21 protein-coding genes are annotated in these 23,063 nt (G+C 42.3%); 11 read left to right on the top strand and 10 right to left on the bottom strand.

What is annotated here, in order from left to right:
• Positions 1 to 36 precede the first annotated feature (36 nt).
• On the top strand, positions 37 to 621 hold the full coding sequence (locus tag ABIB50_RS01085) for a riboflavin synthase (protein ID WP_429376507.1): 585 nt from the start codon (positions 37 to 39) through the stop codon (positions 619 to 621).
• On the opposite strand, the gene ABIB50_RS01090 is transcribed toward ABIB50_RS01085, so the two are convergent.
• The gene (locus ABIB50_RS01090) at positions 607 to 1,758 is read right to left on the bottom strand and encodes a tetratricopeptide repeat protein (protein ID WP_429376509.1); all 1,152 of its coding nucleotides are present in this window, start codon (positions 1,756 to 1,758) and stop codon (positions 607 to 609) included. The two genes, ABIB50_RS01085 and ABIB50_RS01090, sit on opposite strands and share 15 nt — an antisense overlap.
• Before the next feature lie 95 nt (positions 1,759 to 1,853).
• On the opposite strand from ABIB50_RS01090, the gene ABIB50_RS01095 reads away from it, so the two are divergent.
• Positions 1,854 to 2,144 (top strand): hypothetical protein, encoded by a 291-nt coding sequence (locus tag ABIB50_RS01095; protein WP_429376510.1) that lies wholly within the window; start codon positions 1,854 to 1,856, stop codon positions 2,142 to 2,144.
• Between the two features lie 52 nt (positions 2,145 to 2,196).
• Here ABIB50_RS01095 and ABIB50_RS01100 read toward each other — a convergent pair whose 3' ends face one another.
• Positions 2,197 to 2,727: a DUF4251 domain-containing protein gene (locus tag ABIB50_RS01100; RefSeq protein WP_429376512.1), complete on the bottom strand. Its 531-nt coding sequence runs from the start codon at positions 2,725 to 2,727 to the stop codon at positions 2,197 to 2,199.
• Between the two features lie 141 nt (positions 2,728 to 2,868).
• Positions 2,869 to 4,725, bottom strand: coding sequence for a Fe-S protein assembly chaperone HscA (gene hscA, locus ABIB50_RS01105; RefSeq protein WP_429376514.1), 1,857 nt, complete (start codon positions 4,723 to 4,725; stop codon positions 2,869 to 2,871).
• A 100-nt stretch (positions 4,726 to 4,825) separates the two neighbouring features.
• Between hscA and ABIB50_RS01110 the strand changes: the two genes are divergently transcribed.
• Positions 4,826 to 7,651 (top strand): hypothetical protein, encoded by a 2,826-nt coding sequence (locus ABIB50_RS01110; RefSeq protein ID WP_429376516.1) that lies wholly within the window; start codon positions 4,826 to 4,828, stop codon positions 7,649 to 7,651.
• A 273-nt stretch (positions 7,652 to 7,924) separates the two neighbouring features.
• Here ABIB50_RS01110 and ABIB50_RS01115 read toward each other — a convergent pair whose 3' ends face one another.
• From ABIB50_RS01115 to ABIB50_RS01130, 4 genes are read right to left on the bottom strand one after another with little or no spacing between them, the layout of a single operon-like run.
• The gene (locus tag ABIB50_RS01115) at positions 7,925 to 8,671 is read right to left on the bottom strand and encodes a copper homeostasis protein CutC (protein ID WP_429376517.1); all 747 of its coding nucleotides are present in this window, start codon (positions 8,669 to 8,671) and stop codon (positions 7,925 to 7,927) included.
• Positions 8,672 to 8,680: 9 nt separating this feature from the next.
• Entirely contained in the window at positions 8,681 to 9,697 is a 1,017-nt protein-coding gene (locus ABIB50_RS01120) for a N(4)-(beta-N-acetylglucosaminyl)-L-asparaginase (protein WP_429376518.1), read from the bottom strand.
• A gap of 24 nt (positions 9,698 to 9,721) precedes the next feature.
• Positions 9,722 to 9,958, bottom strand: a complete 237-nt coding sequence (locus tag ABIB50_RS01125; RefSeq protein ID WP_429376520.1) for a putative signal transducing protein — start codon at positions 9,956 to 9,958, stop codon at positions 9,722 to 9,724.
• Between the two features lie 31 nt (positions 9,959 to 9,989).
• Entirely contained in the window at positions 9,990 to 10,400 is a 411-nt protein-coding gene (locus ABIB50_RS01130) for a DUF2007 domain-containing protein (RefSeq protein ID WP_429376522.1), read from the bottom strand.
• Positions 10,401 to 10,452: 52 nt separating this feature from the next.
• On the opposite strand from ABIB50_RS01130, the gene ABIB50_RS01135 reads away from it, so the two are divergent.
• Together ABIB50_RS01135 and ABIB50_RS01140 are read left to right on the top strand one after the other, a co-directional pair.
• Positions 10,453 to 11,406 carry a helix-turn-helix transcriptional regulator gene (locus tag ABIB50_RS01135; RefSeq protein ID WP_429376523.1) on the top strand — a complete coding sequence of 318 codons (954 nt, stop codon included), beginning with the start codon at positions 10,453 to 10,455 and terminating at the stop codon, positions 11,404 to 11,406.
• A 129-nt stretch (positions 11,407 to 11,535) separates the two neighbouring features.
• A complete protein-coding gene (locus tag ABIB50_RS01140) occupies positions 11,536 to 11,970 on the top strand; it encodes an SRPBCC family protein (RefSeq protein WP_429376525.1) in 435 nt (144 codons plus the stop codon).
• Positions 11,971 to 12,064: 94 nt separating this feature from the next.
• Here ABIB50_RS01140 and ABIB50_RS01145 read toward each other — a convergent pair whose 3' ends face one another.
• Complete coding sequence (locus tag ABIB50_RS01145) at positions 12,065 to 13,399, bottom strand: dihydroorotase (protein ID WP_429376526.1); 1,335 nt, start codon at positions 13,397 to 13,399, stop codon at positions 12,065 to 12,067.
• Between the two features lie 195 nt (positions 13,400 to 13,594).
• On the opposite strand from ABIB50_RS01145, the gene ABIB50_RS01150 reads away from it, so the two are divergent.
• Positions 13,595 to 16,162, top strand: a complete 2,568-nt coding sequence (locus ABIB50_RS01150; protein WP_429376528.1) for a CHASE3 domain-containing protein — start codon at positions 13,595 to 13,597, stop codon at positions 16,160 to 16,162.
• Here the strand turns inward: ABIB50_RS01150 and ABIB50_RS01155 are convergent.
• Positions 16,159 to 16,740 (bottom strand): NUDIX hydrolase, encoded by a 582-nt coding sequence (locus ABIB50_RS01155; protein ID WP_429376530.1) that lies wholly within the window; start codon positions 16,738 to 16,740, stop codon positions 16,159 to 16,161. The two genes, ABIB50_RS01150 and ABIB50_RS01155, sit on opposite strands and share 4 nt — an antisense overlap.
• 34 nt (positions 16,741 to 16,774) lie before the next feature.
• Entirely contained in the window at positions 16,775 to 16,984 is a 210-nt protein-coding gene (locus ABIB50_RS01160) for a hypothetical protein (RefSeq protein ID WP_429376531.1), read from the bottom strand.
• Positions 16,985 to 17,149: 165 nt separating this feature from the next.
• Between ABIB50_RS01160 and ABIB50_RS01165 the strand changes: the two genes are divergently transcribed.
• From ABIB50_RS01165 to ABIB50_RS01185, 5 genes are all read left to right on the top strand, one after another.
• Complete coding sequence (locus tag ABIB50_RS01165) at positions 17,150 to 18,496, top strand: DEAD/DEAH box helicase (RefSeq protein WP_429376532.1); 1,347 nt, start codon at positions 17,150 to 17,152, stop codon at positions 18,494 to 18,496.
• Between the two features lie 3 nt (positions 18,497 to 18,499).
• A complete protein-coding gene (locus ABIB50_RS01170) occupies positions 18,500 to 18,766 on the top strand; it encodes a hypothetical protein (protein WP_429376533.1) in 267 nt (88 codons plus the stop codon).
• A 5-nt stretch (positions 18,767 to 18,771) separates the two neighbouring features.
• Positions 18,772 to 19,104, top strand: a complete 333-nt coding sequence (gene gldC, locus ABIB50_RS01175; protein WP_429376534.1) for a gliding motility protein GldC — start codon at positions 18,772 to 18,774, stop codon at positions 19,102 to 19,104.
• 7 nt (positions 19,105 to 19,111) lie between these two features.
• Positions 19,112 to 19,519 carry a hypothetical protein gene (locus ABIB50_RS01180; RefSeq protein WP_429376536.1) on the top strand — a complete coding sequence of 136 codons (408 nt, stop codon included), beginning with the start codon at positions 19,112 to 19,114 and terminating at the stop codon, positions 19,517 to 19,519.
• Between the two features lie 105 nt (positions 19,520 to 19,624).
• Complete coding sequence (locus ABIB50_RS01185; protein WP_429376538.1) at positions 19,625 to 23,062, top strand: response regulator; 3,438 nt, start codon at positions 19,625 to 19,627, stop codon at positions 23,060 to 23,062.
• The last annotated feature ends 1 nt before the right edge of the window (position 23,063 follow it).

Raw genomic sequence — 23,063 nt, forward strand, 5'->3', positions numbered from 1 at the left:
TTGATAAACCTAAATTAATATAATTAGTTTTGCTGTATGTTCACAGGTATTATAGAAACTTTAGGGAAAATAACCCATCTGCGTGCGGATCAGGGTAATTTGCATATTACGGTCGAGTCGGCAATTTCTAACGAATTAAAGATAGATCAATCTGTAGCACATAACGGGGTATGCCTTACTGTGGTAGCTGTTGAAGATGGTAAACATACGGTAACCGCAATTGAAGAAACCCTGAACAAAACCAGCTTGGGACACCTTAAAGTAGGCGAACCGGTAAACCTGGAACGCTGTATGCAAATGAACGCCCGCTTGGACGGTCACATTGTACAGGGTCACGTAGACCAAACAGCTGTTTGCACCCAGTTTAAAGCCCTTGACGGCAGTTGGGAGTACACATTTGAATATAACGCTGCCATAGGCAATGTAACGGTAGAGAAAGGCTCTATTTGCGTTAATGGTATTAGCCTGACGGTAGTTAACTCGCAGGCCAATAGCTTTTCGGTAGCCATTATCCCTTACACTTTCGAGCATACCAACTTGCACAATGTGAACGTAGGGTCGGTAGTAAACCTGGAGTTTGATATTATAGGCAAATACGTAGCCCGGTTAATGAACCGATAAGGTAGCTATCCGCGCTACACTAAAATCTTTATATTTTTTTTGTTTCTCATCGGGCTTTGCCCCTACGTATTTCTTATAATATTTTAACGCGCTCTTTTTATCCTTTAATTCGCTGTCAAACATAGTTGCCAAATAGTAATAGGCTATTGGCTGCTCATCGTACAGTAATCCTTTCAGGTAATTGTCCTTAGCTTTTTTAAATGATTTTTGAGTTTCGTAGCTGTCGGCTATCTCATTATAATAAGTGCCGGTGCTTGTAGATATGCTTAAGGTAATGGCCTTGTTAAAATATAGTATAGCTTTTTTTTGATCTTTAAGCATCTTATAACAGCCTGCGGTATAATAAGCGGTGTTTTCGGTTTGATTATCATCCGGAATTTTTAAAAGCGTAGCTATCCCGCAGTCATAACTTTTTGTCTGGAAATAAGCCCGGCCTAATTTAGCCATAGTTGCAGCAGTGCTATCGCCTAATAACAACAACTGCTCGCCGGTTTTAACCGTTTCTTTCCATTTACTTTGTACATAACTCAACCTTAGCAGTGTTTGCTGCAAAATGATATGGTCGGGATCTGCATTTATAGCTATGGCCAATATTTTTTCGGCTTTTTGATCCTGATCTTGTATAATATAAGCTTCGGTCAAATCAACCGCTACATCCGCATCGGTCGGATTAAGCTTATTTGCTTTTTCGAAATAATAAACTTCATTTTTTAAATCAGCCTTATCCCTGTTTATCTGGCCAAGCCGGTTGTAAGCGTTAAAGTTAAGGGTATCTAAAACCACCAACTTTTTAAAATAAAACTCAGCCTTGTTATTGTTCCCCCGGCGCTGGTTTATATTGGCAAGATTATATAAAACTGATTGATTGGTAGAATCGCGATCATAAACTCGTTGATAATAATCGGCTGCGTCTGGCAGTAACTTAGCCATTGCAGCGGTGTAAGCCAGGCGTGTTAATTCTTTCGCGTCGGTCACAGGTTCGGTATAAATGCTTTTTAAATAGGACAGTGCTTCGGCAAAACGCTGGTTTTGATAATATTCTAAAAGGAGTGCATCATCTGTTTTTCTGGTTTCTTGCGCACGGCTTTCTGTAGCAAAAATTACCAGGAACACGAGGGAAATCGATAGATATTTCATTTAACTAAATTATTAGTTATAAATGATAAATCCAAATTCGGAACGATTTTTGGTTAGGTAGTAATGTAAATGAACTTAAATTAAGAAAACAACATATGGATACGTTAAAGAAATTTGGATTAATGGAAAAGATAGTCCACGAATTGGAAGATCTAAAAAATAGCCAACAGGCAATTATTACAAAGCTTACTAAAATAGAAGTTGATAATATGGAACTTGGCGATAAAGGTTTAGAAAAAGTTTTGCCGGATATGCACCAACGTGTTGCTGATAACCTGGATGCAGTAGCTGGTTTGTTAGAAGATTTTGCTAATCAAACCAGTATGTTCAGCAGTAAGAACAACGTTACCGCTTTAAAAGAACAGGAAGCGATAAGCAACTTATAAGTAAATAAGTAACTTAATAAAAAAGGCTCCGATATCGGAGCCTTTTTTATTTCTATAAAGCGGTATAGGTACCGTCGTATGTTATGATCATGTTTCCGATGATGGCCTCGAGCTTGGCAGTACCGTTGGGCGACAGATCAAAGTTGTATTTGGTAATCTGGCTGCTGCCTTTAGGCTTGATGTTTATTACTACACTGCCGTTTTTCTTCTCTTTTACCTCATAGTCATACGCTGCGACTGAATTTTTGTGCGGGTCATCTTCAAACGATGTTACACTCCCTGTTCCTCCGTCTGATACCGTTTTGCTTTTACCGTAATAGGGCAGGTATGATACTAAAGAGTCCGGCGTTACTGTCGTGTAATAAGCGGCGTTTAGTGTAAAATGATTATCAGGTGTACCAGCGGAACTAATAGACGCCCCGGCACGTTCTACGGTTGGACTAAAAGTAGCAGCGGTAGCTGTAAACTTAAATTTTTTATCATCGGCCATTTTTTTGAGACCTGTAGCCGGTTGTTGCTGGGCCTGAGCGTTAGCAATATTGATGCTTACTATGCTTAATATTAGAAAGAATATGCGTTTCATTTTTTTAGATATTAGCGTTAATAAAATGTAATTGTATTAACTACAATACAGCTAACTATCTGTTTTAAAATGTTTAGTATTATTTATAATACAAAAACACGGGGTGGTTTAAAAGAAGGAACAGTAATCTGTATCGAATAATTATTCTATACTCTTGCCCTTCATAGCTGTGCCTATAGCATGATCCATCAAACGCTCTGCAAATGGCCGGGTAAACTCATTAACCAGGTCAATTTGTTTATGGATAGCGTCTTTATCGCCGGTAGTTAAGATCAATTTTAAATCGGATATATATTTTTCGGTAGAACTTAGTTCTTCGGCTGATAAGAAGCTGCCGTTCTTTTGCACAAAACGTTCAACGGTATATATCATTTGTTCGCCTTCGGTACGGGCCTCTATCAACATGCGTTGATTAACATCGTCTTTAGCGTGCGTAATGCTGTCCATTAACATCTGTTCAACCTGGTCGTCGGTAATGCCGTAGGTTGGTTTAACATCAACCTCCTGTTTAACTCCCGATCGCAATTCGATCGCCTGTATTTTCAAGATGCCATCCGCATTCAATAAAAAATTAATATCAACTTTAGGGAAGCCTGCCGGCATGGATGGTATACCTCTTAATTCAAATTCGGCAAGCTTGCGGTTTTCTTTTATCAGGTCGCGTTCGCCCTGGTAAACCGCAATTTTCATGTTTACCTGGCCATCTTTTGATGTGGTGTATTGCCTGCCTGCCTTAGTCGGTACTTTACTATTACGCGGGATGATGACATCCATTAAACCACCCATAGTTTCAATGCCTAAGGATAACGGGGTAACATCCAGCAATAAAATATCTTTACGGTTACCGGCCAAAATATCGGCCTGTATAGCCGCGCCTAAAGCAACAACTTCGTCAGGGTTAACCTCATCATGCACGGGGCGTTTAAAAAAGTCGCCCACCATCTTTTTAACCAACGCGGTACGGGTGGACCCGCCAACCATTACCACCTCGTCAATCTGATCGATGGTTAGTTTTGCATCGCGTAAAGCGTTTTCGCAGGCCGTGATGGTTTGCTGTACTTTAGGCAGTATTAATTCGTCGAATGTGTTTTTATCCAGTGTGCACCAGATCTCGCCGATCTTTTCATTAAATATGCTTTGGTGGCTCAATGCTTTCTTGGCTTCCTCAGCTTTTAAACGCAGCTCCTGTGCCAGCTCATGGTTAGCTATCAGGTTGGCTTTGTTTAGCTGATTCTTCTCTATCCAGTAATCAACTATGGCGCGGTCAAAATCATCACCCCCTAAAAAGGTATCGCCATTGGTTGATAGCACTTCGAAAATGCCGTTTTGGATTTGAAGGATGGATACATCAAAAGTACCGCCACCTAAATCGTACACAGCAATTGTTTTTGTTTCCTCAGGATTTAGGCCGATGCCATAAGCCAGGCTTGCAGCAGTAGGCTCATTTACAATGCGTAAAACGTCAAGCCCGGCCAGTTTGCCTGCATCGCGGGTTGCCTGGCGCTGCGAGTCGTTAAAATAAGCTGGTACGGTTATAACCGCACGGTTAACCGGGGTTTTTAAGGCATGTTCTGCACGGGCCTTTAATTCTTTTAATATCAGTCCCGATAGCTCTATCGGGGTATAAAACTTATCGCCTACGTTTATTTTTACCAGGCTCTCGCTATCATCGTCAATAACTTTATAGCTAAAAAAGTCTTTATAGTTTGCAATGTCTTTATAGCTGCGGCCCAGCAAACGTTTAACAGAAAATATGGTGTTTTGCGGGTCGGTTATTAAAAACTCTTTTGCTTCGTTACCTACCACAACATCGCCGGTTTGGCCAAAGTGTACAATAGAAGGTACCAAAACGCCTTTGCCGGTATCGTTTATTACCTGCGCGTTCTTTTCGGGATTAATAAAGGCCACCAGCGAGTTGGTTGTACCCAGGTCAATACCTACTATGATCTCTTCTTTTTGTATAGAGCCTGTTGCCAGGTTAATAGAAACTTTAGCCATTGCGTATTTTTAACAAACCGCAAATGTAGGTAGTTTTGGCTGATGCTATGTCATGTTATTGTGAATTGACTTAATTATTTGCAATTTGCATTACCCTATTATGATAAAATCTAAGTTTAATGTAATACTCCTTGTTCTTTATGCGACAGTACTGCTTTTTGCAGGCCCAATGACTGTCCATGCCCAGGAGTTTGGCGGTAACCCGCCATCGCTTAAATGGAAACAGGTAAACGTACCTGCCGCTAAGGTTATCTTCCCTGCCGGGATGGACTCGATAGCTACCCGCGTTGCCGATATTATTAACCGTATGGACGGTGCTACAAAACCTACTATCGGTTTCAAGCAAAAGCAGATCAGCATCGTATTACAAAATCAAACCACCATATCAAATGCTTACGTGGGCCTGGCGCCGTTCAGAAGTGAGTTTTATTTAACCCCCGACCAAAATAGTTTTGAGATTGGCACCCTGCCCTGGGCCGACCAGTTAGCTATCCATGAGTTTAGGCACGTACAGCAATACAATAATTTTAACGTTGGCCTATCGCGCGGCTTGCGGTTTTTATTTGGCGATGCAGGGCAGGCATTTGGCAATGACCTGGCCATACCCAACTGGTTTTTTGAGGGCGATGCCGTTTTTAACGAAACCCACGTAAGCCAGCAGGGCAGGGGCAGGCTGCCGTATTTCTTTAACGGTTATCGTGCCCTTTGGACTGCCAATAAGAATTACAGTTGGATGAAGTTGCGCAACGGATCGTTAATTGATTACGTGCCCGATTGGTACCCTATGGGCTACATGATGGTAGCTTACGGACGCGAGAAATATGGCGATGACTTTTGGCGGAAAGTAACCCATGATGCGGCTTCGTACCACGGTTTGTTTTATCCTATGCAGCGGGCAATAAAGAAGTATTCGGGCGAGGACTTTAAGCAATTCCATAGCAATGGTTTAAACTATTTTAAAGAGCAGGTTGCCTATAATTCAACCAACCTGCCTGCCACCCAAAACCGCCACTTTATTGCAAGTGAGGAATACCCGGCTTATGTAAACCCTAATACGGTTATTTATATGAAAAGCACCTATAACCGCCTGCCGCAATTCACCATCAATACCAACGGGCAGGAAAGGAAAATAAGCGTAAGGTCATTATCATTAGATAATTACTTTAATTATAACAAGGATAAAATAGTATATGCCGCACTAAAACCCGACGAACGCTGGAGCTACCGGGACTATAACGAGCTGCGCGTATTAGACGTTACCACCGGCGAAGAACGCCGTTTAACAAAACGAACCAAATACTTCTCGCCGGCTTTTAATGATGACGGTAAGCGCATAGTGGCGGTGCAGGTTGCAGCGTCGGGCAAAAACGAGCTGCATATTTTAAACGCGGTTAACGGGAAGGTCTTATCGGTTGTGCCTAATAAGGCTAACCTGTTTTATACTTATCCTAAGTTTTATAACGACCGGCAACTGGTAGCTGCGGTACGTAATGCGGCGGGCCAGATGTCGCTGGCCGTAATAGATATCAGGACGGGTGATGCCCGGTATTTATTAGCCTATTCTTATCAGCCAATCGGGGTGCCTTTTATACAAGGCAGCTTTATATACTTTTCGGCAACAGCCGGTGTAACTGATCGGCTGTTCGCGGTTAATATAAGCAGTGGTAAGTTGTTTGAAATTGATAGAGAAGGTATTAATAAATACCAGCCAACAGCCATGGCCAACAAACTGGCCTGGGTAGAGTTTACCGCCTTTGGCTACCGGTTGCAGGAGGCCGAAAATAACCTTTCCAAGTGGCGGGTTATACCTGATAACAAGGTGCCGGGTGAGCTGCCTGACTTCAAAATATCAGCTTTAAAAAGAGATTCGGCAACCGACCTGTTGCCAACGGTAGAGTATAAACCGTTAGCCGTAACCAGGTACAGCAAGGCGCATCACCTGTTTAACTTCCATAGCCTGATACCTGATTTTAACGACCCTAATTACACCGTTTCTTTACAGGGAGACAATATATTAAACACCTTCCAATCGCAGCTGCTGTTTAGCTATAACAGTAATGAAGGGTATAAAGAGTTTGGTTTCGACGCTGTATATGGTGCGTTGTTCCCCTTTATATCAGCCGGGTTTGATTATACGTTGGACAGGCGCGCGCGTTACCAGGGCATCAGTGTGTATTGGAATGAGAGCGACCTGCATGCGGGCCTGCAGGTACCGCTTAATTTAAGCAGCGGTAAACACTTAACAGGTTTAAACCTAACCAGCTCATTGCACTATAGTACTACCTCGTTTCAGCAAACTTACCAGGCGATATTAAATAAGGCTTATACCTATGTTAACAGTGGCATTAGCTTTACCAACCGGATCCAACAGGCCAGGCAAAATATATACCCGCGCTGGGGGCAAAGCATCGCCTTTAATTATAAAAGGGCGATAAGCGGGTTAAGCGCCAACCAGTTTTTGGCGACAGGCAGCCTGTACCTGCCCGGGCTGTTCATTAACCATAACCTTGTTGTTACCGGGGCTTACCAGCATAGCGGGCAGGACAATGTGGTTAGCTTCTCCAACAACTTCCCCTTTAGCCGGGGGTACACGGCCGAAAACCTGCTCAAAATGAATAAGGTGGGCGTTAACTATCATTTCCCGATTGCCTACCCGGATGCCGGGATAGCCAATACGGTTTACTTTTTACGGATACGGGGTAACCTGTTTTACGACTATACTGAGGGCACTTACTTCTATACCAACAAAACTATGGCCACCAGTAATTTCAGATCAACCGGGGCCGAGTTATATTTCGATACCAAGTGGTTTAACCAGGAGCCATTAACCCTGGGCATACGCTACAGCCGATTGCTGGATAAGGATGTTTTTGGAGGAGTGGGGCCTGACTTTGTAGAGCTGGTGTTGCCTGTGAGCTTTTATTAATTATTGAATTATTGATTGAGTGAATTATAGAGTGGTGATCCATTTGAAAATGTGGATCATCTGGATCACCTTTTTTAATTAAAGTATTGAAAATAAAGTATTTATATTTTCGAGCGGATCACTTTGGATCGCTCTTATTCGTCAGGATGTTTAAACGTAAATTTTATTAAACTTATTAATAATCAGGCAATTGAAAAATGGGTGTTTTTTGTCCTTTTTTGACGAGTGAATCACCTAACGTGGATCATGCCCAAGAATCTTAGGTATTACTTATTAAACTTTGTTAGCATTTTCTATCACCTTTCGTACCCTATCAACACTGGTAACATCTATCGCGTATTCGTCGCCGTAGCTGCTGCCCATAATAATGTGGTCGTTGTTGTATTGCATTTGGCTTTGTATGCGTCCCATTAGCGTGCCGTGTACTTCTGTTACCCCGGTGAAAAGTACCAGGTCGGCCACGTTAATTTCGGTAATGCCGCTGCCGGCCATAATAGTTATCCGCCCATCAGCTTGTTTAACCAGTTCGGCAATAACACGCGATCCTTCTATCGCCGTGCTTTTTCCGCCCGAGGTCAGGATCCGCTCAAAGCCCATATCAATAATATCTTCAAGTGCCTGCTGCTGGTCGTTACACATATCAAAGGCCCGGTGGAATGTAGCGCCTAAGCCACCTTTTTTGGCTAATTGTATCAACCGCGTGCAGCGCTCTTTATCTATCGTGCCATCAGCTTCTAATATGCCGGTTACTATGCCATCACAACCCGCCCTTACGCAAAATTTAACATCTTCAAGCATGGTTTCAAACTCTGCATCGGTATATAAAAAATCCGCGCCGCGCGGGCGTATCAATACATATAGTTTAATGTTGAGCAGTTTGCGGGCAACGGTTATGTGGCCCGGCGACGGCGTGGTACCGCCTGCTTCAAGATTGCCGCATAATTCAACCCGTACCGCCCCGCCTTCCTGCGCTGCTAATGCCGAAGTGATTGAATTGGCACAAACCTCTAACGATATCATGTTTATATATTAATCTTTAACATCGGCGTAATAGAACTTGCCTGGGATGATCAGGTCCTGCTTTTTGCTGTCGCAAACGGCATAGGTAAAACCTTTATGCAGGGCATAAGCACCATGCTCGCCTTTTTTATTGATGGCTAAAAAGCCAACCTGGATCTCTTTAGCTGTTTCAGGTTTTCTTTTCATGATCCGGTGACAAGCTTCTTTGCAGGCATCCTCGGGGCTGTAACCCTGGCGCATCAGTTCAACCACTAAAAAGCTGCCTACGTTACGTATCACTTCTTCGCCCACACCGGTTGATGTTGCACCGCCCACCTCGTTATCAACATATAAACCGGCGCCAATTATGGGGCTGTCGCCTACACGGCCATGCATTTTCCATGCCATACCACTGGTAGTACACGCGCCCGATATATTGCCTTTGGCATCAATAGCCAGCATGCCGATAGTATCGTGGTTGTATTTATCGCCCGGACGCCGGTTCTCGCTGTTCATTATGGGTTTGTACTCGTGTTTTACCAGCCATTTTTTCCAGGCTTTTTCAGACTCGGGCGTCAATAGCTTTTCGGCTTTAAACCCCTGCTCAATAGCAAACTGGCGGGCACCATCGCCAACCAGTAAAACGTGCGGGGTTTTCTCCATCACCAAACGTGCCACCGATATAGGATGTGCAATATCTTCAATTCCTGCTACCGCGCCGCAATTACCCTGCTCATCCATAATGCAGGCATCCAGCGTAACGTGCCCGTCGCGGTCGGGATAACCCGCCCGGCCAACACTATGGTTTTTCATATCAGCCTCGGGTATTTTTGCACCGGCTTCAACAGCATCCAGCGCCCGGCCGCCTTTTGAAAGTGTTTTCCATGCTTCTTTGTTAGCTGCAACGCCAAAATCCCAGGTTGATATAACAATGGGATAGTTAGCGGGCGCTGCATTTAAAACAGACTTAGCTATTGCGGATGCAGAAAGCGCTGTTAAAGAAGCGCTTATTGATGATATTTTAATGAATTTTCGGCGGTTATACATAATGCAATATAAAAAAAATGTGTCTTATTCGTTATCCAGTTCCTGCTCGTCAGAATGCGCCAGTATTTCACGGCATTTTTCAAGGTCGTGCTCAAATACTTTTAATTTAAAGGCGCCCAACGATTCGCTATAAAGCGGATAAATGCCCATGGCGTTTTCGTCAATAAAGCAGGATATACCGGCAGCCTGTAATATGCCAAGCGCTATTTCGGCTTGCATTAAATCTATATACGTTGCCAGCGTTACAATTTTATCTTCCATAGTAGGTTGTTTTATATATGATGTATGTGTATTATTTTTTAGTAGGCTCAAAACTGGCTCCGCAATCCATACAGATCCAGGTGCGGTAAAGATAAATGGGAAATGTAGAAATGAGAACAGCCAAAATAATAGAGAACCAATTGCGTTTAACAGGTGCTGCACTAAAATGCACATGGGTTGATTTACAGTAAGGGCAGGTCATTAGCTTATCACCAGTTTGCAGTACCACATCTTCTGCTAATATGTCGCGGCATTTTTCAAGGTCATGTTCAAATACCTTTATCTTGATACCGCCCATTGCCTGGTTATAAAAAGGGTTGGCTGCAAGCATATTATCATCAGCAATAAAACAAGAGATCTCGTTAGCTTCCAATCGCCCCCGTACAATCTCGGCTTCCATCGCATCATAATAGGAACGCAGCGTTACAATTTTATCTGTCATAAAACACCAATATTTACCCTAATGTAGCAGGATTTTTTTTAATTTGGCAGTAATGAACCGCATCGACCGTATATCCGCCATTTTAATACAGTTGCAATCGCGCAGGGTGGTAAAAGCTGCGGATATTGCCGAACGTTTTAACATCAGCCTGCGTACCGTTTACCGCGATGTTAAAACACTGGAAGAAGCGGGGATCCCATTAATTGGCGAAGCCGGCGTGGGTTATTCCATTATGGACGGCTACCGCCTGCCGCCCGTAATGTTTACCAAAGAAGAAGCCACCGCCTTTTTAACTGCCGAAAAGTTTGTAGAGAAGCTGACGGATGCATCAACTATGGCCAATTATAAGTCGGCCATGTACAAAGTGCGCGCCATATTAAAAACAACCGAGAAGGATTTGCTGGAAAGCATGGACGACCGCATAGCCGTTTTTAAATCGGTAGCCATACCCGAGACCGCCAATACAGATCATATCCAAACGGTATTGCATAGCATTGCTCAAAAAAAGGTTTTGGCGCTTAATTATTTTGCCCAGCATAGCCAGGAGCATACCAAAAGATATGTGGAGCCTATCGGGATATTTTACCTGTCGGGCTATTGGCATTTAATAGCCTACTGCCGTTTACGCAAAGATTACCGAGATTTTAGGACTGATAGAATTAAAAACCTTACCGTTACCGACGACCATTATACCGACGAACATCCGGCACTAAAAGAGTATATAGCCCAAACCGCCAAAGAAAAGGACCTGGAGGCCGTAGTTATTTTAGTTGATAAAAGCATCCACAGCCATTTAGAGAACCAGAAGTATTACAGCGGCTTTATATCTGAAAAACACATTGGTAATAGTATTGAAATGACTTTTTTAACCGCTTCGCTGGAAGGTTTTGCACGCTGGTATATGATGTATGGCGAGAAGGCCGAGATCATAACCCCGGATAGCTTGAAAGATAGAGTGAGGGTGTTGGCGGAGAAGTTATTACAGCGGAATTTTAGCCTCACCTAAATCCTCTCCAAAGGAGAGGACTTCGATGCAGGCATTTTTTTCCTACTGACATACTGCTGTCACTGCACGCTTGTTTATTTGTGAACAGATAGCATTACTAACTGTTAAACAATTACTAAAACAATCATCATGACAAGCATCAATTTAAACACAGCAATCACCATCAACGCACCTGCGGCATTGGTTTGGAAAGCCCTTACAAATCCGGAAATTGTTAAGCAATACTTTTTTGGCACCGAGCAAATAAGCGACTGGCAAAAAGGGAGCGATATTGTATGGACCGGCGAATGGGACGGCAAAACCTATCGCGACCATGGCAAAATATTGGATATTGTACTGGGTAGCTACCTGCAATACAGCTATTGGAGCAGTATGAGCAATTTGCCCGACATCCCCGAAAATTACCAGGTAGTAACTTATGACCTGTCTGAGACAGACGGCGTAACCACATTAACTATAAGCCAGGACAATGTTAAAGACGAGGCCGCCAAAGAGCACTCTGAAACAAACTGGCAATACATTTTTGGAGCGATGAAAAAGATGGTGGAGAATGGGGAGGTATAGTATTAATATTATTTGTCATTCTGAGCATAGCGAAGAATCTGCGAGTTTGCAATCGCCGATCGACAGATTCTTCGCTATGCTCAGAATGACAGATCTATCTGTTAAAGCTTAACCGCTTACCACTCATCTCGCTAACAAAACCACTCTCGCTCCAGGCCAGATTACCTGAAACAATAGTGTGTATTACCTTCGATCTGAATGTGGTTCCCTCAAACGGGCTCCAGTTACATTTGTACAGGATATTGGCTTTATTTACCTGCCAGGGTTTGTTAAGATTAACAAGTACCAGGTCGGCGTGATAACCTTCGCGGATAAAGCCGCGTTTTTCTATCTGGAAACAGATGGCAACATTATGTGCCATTTTTTCGGCAACTTGTTCTAAAGTTATTTTGCCGTGATGATAAAGCTCTAACATAGCCGGCAGCGCGTGTTGTACCAGTGGCCCGCCCGATGGGGCTTGCAGGTAGGGTAGTGCTTTTTCCTCAATGGTATGCGGAGCGTGGTCGGTAGCTATTACATCTATGCGGCCATCTAACACCGCGGCTAAAATACCGTCGCGGTCGGCCTCAGTTTTTACGGCAGGGTTCCATTTTACCAGGTTGCCCTTTTCTTCGTAATCTTTATTGCTGAACCATAGGTGATGCACGCAAGCCTCGGCGGTAATGCGTTTGTCTTTTAATGGCGTGGTATTATCAAACAGGTGTGTTTCTTTTTCGGTTGAGATATGGAGGATATGCAGTCTTGTATTATGTTTTTTAGCCAGGGCCACAGCCATTGACGACGATAAATAGCAGGCTTCCTCGCTGCGGATCTTTGGGTGCAGCCTAACGGGGATGTTGTCGCCCAATAATTGTTTATAATGAGCCAGGTTACTTTGTATGGTAGCCTCATCCTCGCAATGGGTAGCTATCAACATGGGCGATTGCATGAACAAATGCTCTAAAGTAACCGGGTTGTCAACCAGCATATTCCCGGTTGATGATCCCATAAAAACTTTAATACCACAAACGTTTTTAACATCGGTGCGCAAAACCTGGTCCAGGTTATCGTTAGAAGCGCCCATGAAAAACGAATAGTTGGCTAACGAGTTATTGGCCGCAATGGCATATTTGTCTGCCAGTAATTCCTGCGTTAATGTATTGGGTACGGTATTGGGCATCTCCATAAAAGATGTAATACCACCGGCAACAGCCGCGCGCGATTCTGAACGAATATCAGCCTTGTGTGTTAACCCCGGCTCGCGGAAATGTACCTGGTCGTCAATAGCGCCGGGTAACAAATGCAGGCCTTCGGCATTGATCACTTTGTCGGCGGGCACATCAATTTGTGCAGCTATTTTATCTATCAGGCCATCCTTTACTAAAATATCAGCAACGTATTGCTTGTTCTCATTTACTATGGTGGCTGCTTTGATCAGGATGGTGCTCATATAGCAAAGATAGTTTTATAGTTGAAAAGACGGAAAAGTAACCGGTATTGAAAGTTATTTAGCTTAAACTATAATTATTAATACACTGCGATATGGGTTTATAAACCTTTGATTAACAATTAGAAATATGAAACAATACACCTGTTTACGATGTAGTAAGTCTAAAATATAACCGATCGCGTATATCATATCACAATGAAATTTATTTACCGACAAAAATTCCTGATAATTTCGCTTTTTACTCTGATTGGTGTTTTCTTCCTGGGTTTCGCACTATACAGTAGCAATCAAAAATTATTAGCGTCAGAGAAATGGGTTGATCATACCAAACAGGTCATTAAGCAATCAGTTGCCATTTTTTCAGATAGTAAGGATCTTAAGATAAATTCGCGGGATTTTATACTTACTAATAATAGTGCCTTTGTTGATTCAATGAAGCTTACTGCAGGTAAGCTGTTTACCGATATAAAAAAACTAAAAAGCCTTACCCGTGATAATCTACTGCAACAACAACGTGTAGATTCGCTTGATATATATGTACATAAAAGTTTTGCGTTCGCTCTTGAGGTGGTCGCGGTAAGAAAACAGCTTGGTTTGCGGGCTGCTATAGATTTTTTATCTAACCAAAGCGATAGCTATTACTCGGTCACTATCCGCAGGGTTATTAACTCCCTACAGCAACAGGAGGAAACATTATTAAAACAGCGAAATGACGCGAATTTACGCACGCTAAGTGTGTTTTACCAATTTGCGATATTGATTTTTGTTTTGATGGTGGGCTTTACTATTGTGGTATTAATGATGGCGGGTTATTACTTGCTTCAAAACAAAGAAAGAGAGCAGCAAGCAACAGCGTTGAGTGCGGCTAATGCTGAATTATCTTTCCAAAATGTGGAAAAAGAGAAACGTGCCAATGAACTGGTAGTCGCAAATAAAGAGCTTTCGTACCAAAAAGGCGAAAAGAAAAAACGTGCCGGCGAATTGGTGGTGGCCAATAAGGAACTGTCTTTTCAAAATGATGAAAAAGAGAAGCGTGCCGCCGAATTGATAATTGCGGACGAAGAGCTTTTGTATCAAACCGGCGAGAAAAGTAAGCGTGCAGAAGAATTGGTAGTGGCCAATAAGGAACTATCTTTTCAAAATGATGAAAAAGAGAAGCGCGCCGAAGAATTGATCATCGCCAATAAAGAATTATTATTTCAGAACAATGAGAAAGAAAAGCGGGCTGCTGAATTAGCTGTTGCGAATGTTGAATTATCTTTTCAAAACGAAGAAAAAGAAAAGCGAGCTGCTGAATTAGCTGTTGCGAATGTTGAATTATCTTTTCAAAATGAGGAAAAAGAAAAACGAGCTGCTGAATTAGCTGTTGCGAATGTTGAATTATCTTTTCAAAATGAGGAAAAAGAAAAACGAGCTGCTGAATTAGTAATTGCTAATGTTGAATTATTTTATCAAAATAAGGAAAAGCAAGCACGTGCGGACGAATTGGCAATTGCAAACGAGGAATTGTTATTTCAAAATAGTCAGAAGGAGCAAAGGGCGGCCGAATTAGCAATAGCCAATAAAGAACTTATTTACCAAAATAAGGAAAGGGAAATGCGCGCAGTTGAGCTTGCTTTTGCCAATGAAGAACTGATTTTTCAGAATGATGTGAGAAAGATGGCCGAAAAAAATTTATCGCAAAGCGAGTCGCGGTTAAAAGAGGCGCAGGCCCTGGCTAAAGTGGGCAACTTTGAAGTTGATGTAATAAAGGAAATTGAAGTATGGTCGGACGAAATGTACAATATTTATGGGATTACAAAAACGAATGCAACGCCTTCGAAGGAGTTATTATTCTCATTTATTCACCCCGATGATCTGGTGGAAGTGAGAGAGGCTATGAAGAAGTCTACCAAATCATTTAACGCCTTTGCTGCCGAATTTAGATTTATAAGAAATGATGATGCCCTACGCTATGGATATATCGAAGCACGGTTTGACTGGAACAGCGATAAGGAACTGATAAGAATATACGGTATTATACAGGATGTTACCGAGCGAAAGCTTGCAGAGATTGAGCGTAAAAAAATATTGAACGACCTGATGACCCGCAATAGCGACCTGGAGCAGTTTGCCTATATCATATCTCACAACCTGCGTGCACCTGTGGCAAATATTATTGGCGCATCAAGCGCGTTAAACGATGTTGACGTTACAGAAGAAGAGAAAAGTATCCTTAAGCGGGCCATTAACACCTCTGTTATGAAACTTGATGATGTAGTACAGGATCTTAACCATATTTTACAGGTAAAAAGCAGCGCTAATGAAACCCGCGAAATCGTAATATTTTCTGAGTTGGTGGACGATATTAAAAACAGCATCCAAAATTTAGTTAAGCATGATGCTGATATTAATTACGATTTTGCCGATAAAAACGAACTGCTAACTATAAAACCTTACCTATACAGTATATTTTATAACCTGATATCAAACAGCATAAAATATTGCCGGCCGGATATTCCATGCAGCATAGAAATAAAAAGCACGGTAGTAAAAAACACGCTTCAATTGATATTTAAAGATAACGGCCTGGGTATTGACATGACAAAAAATGGCGACCAGGTTTTTGGCCTTTACAAACGTTTTCATGAAAACACCGAGGGCAAGGGCATGGGTTTGTACATGGTAAAAACCCAGGTAGAAATGCTTGGCGGCAAGATCAACGTTACAAGTGAAGAAAATATAGGTACAGAATTTATTGTAGAATTTGAATTAAACGATTAATTTTTCAACCCAAAAATACCCGGATAAGCCAAGGCTGCTTTTAAGATAAAATTAAGCGAATCAGTTACCCATATTTCGTTATTTATAGCCATTTGCAGTACTTGCGCCGCTGGTAGGGTTATTACCTGGATATCCTCGGTAGCGTCAAGCTTTTGCACGGCGTTAAATTCCGCATCAAACAATATAAAGCCGTAGGTTACCTGTTTTAGCTTGGTGGGGTTATTAGCTATCTTTCCTAATGATATCAATTTGTCGGCAGTAGTTTTAATGCCGGTTTCTTCCTCCAGCTCATTTAAGGCAGATTGGATAACCGACGTATTTTTTTGTTGCATCCCTCCGGGCAGTTCAAGCAATATCTCGCCCATACCGTGCTTATATTGTTTAACCAGCACCACTTCGTTGTTTTTAGTAACAGGTAGCACCTGCACCACATCCCCTAACGGCGAAAAATAATAATCGTCGACAATATTGCCGTTAGCCAGCTTTACCTTATGCTTAAGCAACGGGAACCACGGGCTGGGCGATACGTCATGTTCGCTTAATACTGTCCATTTTTGTATTTCTTTATCTGGCTGCATGGTGCTATAAATAGAATCTTAAAATCAGCCGATTTTAAGACGCGTAATAATTTTTAGTATGGTTACGGATATGCCCCTTGCCTGGAGCTGTAAATAATATAAATTTTCCGGGAAAAGTAGACGCACCGGGTGATGAGTGTGTGATCAAATGTTCATGAGTTCCTACATGGATACCATTTTGAACCGGGTTTGAAGATAGGAGATAGATTTCAGGCTTCTGCCATTGTTTTTTATTTTCAGACATTGGGTATTTAAATTTAAACCAAAATAACTAATTATATTGTTCTTAGTGGTAATTATCTTATATAAAAACATATTTTTTTTACTTAGCTAAAGGACAGGTAACTGTTAGCCTAAACCAACTTCAACCTTTATCCTTTCACCTAAAAGAAAAACCTATCTTTGCCGCATGGGTGCAAGCTTTGAAGATTTTAAATTTAACCGGCAAATTTTAAACGCAATTGCCGATGCCGGTTATACCGAGGCTACGCCTGTGCAGCAAAAAGCCATTCCGCCAATATTGAACGGACAGGATGTAATGGGTATAGCGCAAACAGGTACCGGTAAAACCGCCGCCTATGTTTTGCCCATCATTATGCGCCTTAAATACGCGCAGGGCGACCATGCGCGTGCGCTTATCATTGCCCCAACGCGCGAGCTGGCTATGCAGATAGAGGAAAACGTAAAGGCATATTCTAAATATACTGATCTGCGGATCGTATCTGTTTATGGCGGCCTTGGCCCCAAAACCCAGATAGAAATTATTAATAAGGGTGTTGATATTATAGTAGCCACCCCGGGTAGATTCATGGATATTTATTTAGCCGGCCATATCGTAACCAAAACCTTGCAGGTATTGGTATTGGACGAAGCTGATAAAATGATGGATATGGGCTTTATGCCCCAGATAAACCGCATATTGGAAGTTGTGCCTGTAAAACGGCAGAACCTGTTGTTCTCGGCTACGATGTCTGATAAGATCCAGGAGCTATCAGGTAATTTCCTGGAGTTCCCTACGGTTATCGAAGTTAGTCCGCAGGCTACACCGGCCGAAACAGTGACACAAAAGCTGTATCATGTGCCCAACATGAAAACCAAGATCAACCTGCTGCGCGAGTTGCTGAAAGACGAAGGCGATATTACCAAGCTGATGGTTTTCTGTAAAACCCGTACAGTTGCAGAGGATGTATATAAATTCCTGTTGCGTAAGTACGGCGAGGGGCAGGTGAGAGTGCTGCATGCCAACAAAGGGCAAAACACCCGCATTAACTCCATGAACGCGTTTAAGAACGATGAGGTGAAGATATTGGTGGCCACAGATGTAGCTTCGCGGGGGATTGATGTGAGCGACGTGAGCCACGTTATTAACTTTGATGTACCGGTTGTTTTTGAAGATTATGTGCACCGTATCGGCCGTACGGGCAGGGCCCTGCAATCGGGCGTTGCTATAACGTTTTGTAACCCTACCGAGGAATATTATGTAGGCAAGATTCAAAAACTGATAAAGCAAACTATCCCGGTTGAACCTATGCCTCCCGAAGTTTTTATTGAAGAAACGCCTTACGAGGAGCGCCAGGATCAGAACCGCGAAATAGATCTGCAAAAGCGTAAGGAAGATCCTGATTTTAAAGGAGCCTTCCACGAAAAGAAAACAATGAACCAGCGCAAGAAGTTTGATGCCGAAAAGGCCAAACGTACCGGCGCCGGTGGCCCGCCAAAAAAAGGCAAGCCAAAAAATTTTAAAAAGAAGCATTAGTAAATGAAGATCAAAATAACACCCTTAAATTTTGCCACTGCATTTTTCCTTATCCTGTCTGTTTATATCTGGATAAACGGGGCCGCTATTACCGGCATGAAATTTACCCACCTGGGTGGCGCAATAAGCCTTATATTTTTGCTGTTTGCTTTTGTAGTGTCATTTATGGATATTATGTTCCGTAATTTCTTCCCCGATCTTAAAAAATTATGGCTGATTGAGCTAAGCTTTATAACTTTGGCCACTATTATATTTTTACTTGTTAAATAATTTAAATGAAGACTGCTGAAATAAAAGTTACCGTACAGCTTGATGATAATAATGTCCCTGAAAATATTTTATGGGAATCTACCGATTCGACCAATAAAGAGGCTGTGCCTGTAAAGTCGGTAATGCTGGCGCTATGGGATCAAAATTATCAAAACGCGTTACGTATCGACCTTTGGACAAAAGATATGCCGGTTGACGAAATGAAGATCTTCTTCTACCAAACGCTGATGACCATGGGCGACAGCTTTTTACGCGCCACCGGCGAAACCAACATCATTGAAGACCTGCGCGACTACTGCGCGCACTTTGCCGAAAAAATGGAAATAGCTAAAAAATAAACTACCCATGAGAATCCCTTCACTTGTATCATTTATAGGTTTTGTACTGTTAATGGCAGGTACCTGGTGCCCGCTATTGCGCCCGTTCCACTTATTTAATATGAATGTTTATGCACTTAACCAACCTTATGGCCTGGTTATTTTGCTGGTAGCTGTAATTGGGATCTTAGGCATAGGGTTAAACAAAATTAAACTGGTACGTATAGTGTCGTGGCTATCATTGGTGCTGGTATTACTGTTGTTTATAGCAGCATACATGAAAGTACACACCAGCTTTAGCTTTATCCCGTTCAAATCACTCGCCGGATTTTTAGCCAGTCAGATAAAATTTAAATGGGGATGGTACATATTATTTACCGGCCCTTTGCTGGCACTGGCAGGTTCTATGTTGAAAACTTCAAAATACTCCAGATAGGAGTATTAAATATTTGCAACAAATATCAAACACAACTGTTAACTGTTGCGTTGCGTAAATGCAAACAAGTTTTTTTTACATATTTGTAATTCCAAACTATTTATAATGCTAAAATTATCTTTCCGTAACCAGGTTCTGGCCGGTTTTGCTGTCTCTATCCTACTTGTTTTTATTGTTGGTATTCTATCTTATAATAGCATTAATCAATTAGAGCGTGATACCGAAATGGTTGATCACACTCAAAAGGTGATTAAAACATCAACCAATTTACTGCAACAACTGATAGACGGTGAAACAGCTATGCGCGGTTATTGCGCTACTAATAAAAAAGTATTTCTTGAACCATATAATGCTGCTATCCCCGTTATACATGCTGATCTGGAAGATCTAAAAACCTTAATCGCTGACAATCCTATCCAGGTTAAAAGGCTTGATTCACTGAATACGCTGGTAAATTTCCAGCTAAATATTTTAAAAACTAATATTGAAACCTTAGAGCCCAAAGGCTTAGCCTTTATGGTTCAAAACAATATGTTTGTTACCGGCAAGCAAAGTATGGATAGTGTCCGTAGAATTATTGCTCAGGTTATTGATACCGAAAATAAATTACTTGCCGAACGTAAAGCCAGCTCAAAAGCCGCATCAACAAACGCCATTGTGTTCATCATGGTTGGCTCATTAATATTCCTGTTGATAATTATTGTGTTATTCTACTACATACAAGCCACTTTCGCGAAGCAAAAGAAAATTGAAGAAGAAATATCGATAACCAATATCGAGCTGGAGAAAGTATTGGGCGAAAACGAAGCTAAGAACTGGTTGCTTACCGGTACCGGAGCGCTGAACGAGAAAATGTCTGGCCAGCAAAGCGAAAAGGAATTAACCGGCAATGTATTGGCTGAAGTGTGCGAGTATACACAAGCTTTAACCGGCACCATTTATTTATATAACGAAACAGAAACCAGGCTTGACCTATACTCAACCTACGCGTTCTCAAATTTTACCGCTATAAAACAAACCGTTGCCTTAGGCGAAGGCTGGATAGGCGAGGTTGCCAGGAGCGGTAAGGCTACTGTTGTAAAAGGTAAGCTGAATAACAAGATAGAACTGCAATCATCTGTATTGTTAAATGAGCTTACAGAAGCGTATGTAGTGCCTTTCTTCTTTGATAAAAAATTAAAGGGAGTTATTGAGCTTGCTTATAATCACGAGCTTAAAGGTAACGACCGGGATTATTTAACTGCTATAACAAACGATATCGGCATAGCCGTAAACACCGCCCAGGCGCGCACCATAATGCATGATTTGTTTGAAGAAACGCAACAACAAGCCGAGGAACTGGGCGCACAGCAGGAAGAAATGCGCGTAACCAACGAAGAGCTGATGAATAAAACAGAAATGTTAGAAGCATCAGAAGAAGAGTTGCGTGTGCAACAGGAAGAACTGCGCACCATTAATGCTGAGCTGGAAGAGAAAGCCAGTTTGCTGGAAGAAAAGAACCAGGCTATTGAAGAAGCACGCGCCGCCATCAACATTAAAGTTGAAGAGTTGGAAACTACCGGCAAATACAAGTCGGAATTTTTGGCTAACATGAGCCATGAGCTGCGCACGCCGTTAAATAGTATATTGGTGCTGGCGCGGATCTTAAAAGATAATAAACCGGCTAACCTGTCAGAAGACCAGATAAAATATGCCAGTGTAATATTTAATGCCGGTAATGACCTGTTAACGCTTATAAATGATATCCTTGATCTTTCAAAAATTGAATCGGGCAAGTTGGATATGCAAAATGAGGATACCAAAATAACCGGGATCCTGGCAGATATGGAGAGCCTTTTTGCCGAGGTTGCATCCAGTAAAAAGATCAGGTTTACAACAAGCATTACAAACGTTGAGCCTATCATATTTACAGATAAGATTAGGGTTGAGCAGGTTATTAAAAACCTATTGTCTAACGCTTTTAAATTTACGCCTGAGGATGGGGCTATAGCTATAAATGTTAATGCAGGCAAGTCGCCGCAAACAGTAAGCTTTAGTATTAAAGATTCGGGCATTGGTATCCCGGCTGATAAGCAAAAGATCATATTTGAAGCATTTCAGCAGGCCGATGGTTCAACCAGCCGTAAATATGGAGGTACCGGTTTGGGGCTATCTATCAGCCGCGAATTAGCATCCCTGTTAGGCGGTGCTATTACGTTGCAAAGCAAGCAGGGTGAGGGCAGCGAGTTTACATTAACCATACCTGTACAAGCTAAAGCGGTAGCCATTACTGAGGATGAAGGCGACGTACAAACGGTTGAGACTTTTGCGCCCGAGAAAGAGTTTTTAAGGCCAATTACCAGGCCTGCAAGCCAGCCGGGCAGGGACCCGCTTGTGGTTATTGTTGAGGATGATAAAAACTTCGCCAATATATTGCAGGATTACTCGCGCGATCATGGTTATAAATCTGTGGTGGTAAATGAAGGAACCAATGCGGTACAGACCATTAAAGACCACAAGCCCGACGCTGTTATATTAGATATTATGCTGCCCGGTAAAGATGGCTGGCAGATCCTGAAAGAACTTAAACAGGACCCCGAAACAGCCGGTATCCCGGTGCATTTGATGTCGGCGGGTGATGCTGCTGAAACAAGGGTGCGTAAAGAAGGCGCTATAAGCTTCCTTAAAAAGCCGATAGATACCGGCACACTTGATAAGCTGTTTGGCGATATAATGACTAATACGGGTACCAAGTTTAAACAGATCCTGTTGGTTGAAGACCATAAGGCACAAAGCCAGGCGTTAAAAGAAATGATGCAGAATAACGGCATAACGGTCGATCAGGCATTTGATGGCGCGTCTGCGTTCCAGATGCTGCATGATAGTGATTATCAATGTGTGATACTCGATTTGAACCTGCCTGATATTTCAGGCCTTGACCTCTTAGACAAAATAAAGGAAGTCGACCGTTTCTCGTCATTACCGGTAATTGTAAATACCGCAATGGAGTTGGATAAAACATCGGTAAGCCGCCTGATGAAGTACGCTAACGCGATGGTTGTTAAAACCAATAAATCGTCAGACAGGCTGATAGATGAAGTGAACCTGTTCTTGAACAAAATAAGCAATGCGCCGGTGGCCGGCAGCTATGCTGCTAAAGCAGCGGCTAATAGTGCGGCTAAAGACGGCGTTAAAGGTAAAAAAGTGTTAATTGTTGACGACGACATGCGTAATATCTTCGCGTTAAGCAGTGCTTTACAAGGCTATGATATGAAGGTTGAGATAGCCGGCGATGGCGAAGAGGCAATTGCCAAGTTGGAAGATATGGAGGATATTGATATTGTGCTGATGGATATTATGATGCCTAAGATGGATGGTTATGAGGCTACACGCTACATCCGCAAGCAAAGCAAATGGGCAAGGCTGCCGGTGATAGCATTAACAGCAAAAGCTATGAAGGACGATCGCGAGAAATGTATTGAGGCAGGCGCTAACGATTATATAACCAAGCCCGTTGATATGGATAGGTTAATAGCTTTAATGCAATTATGGTTGGATAAATAAT

It is taken from the genome of Mucilaginibacter sp. UYCu711 (assembly GCF_050433825.1).
Lineage (GTDB): Bacteria > Bacteroidota > Bacteroidia > Sphingobacteriales > Sphingobacteriaceae > Mucilaginibacter.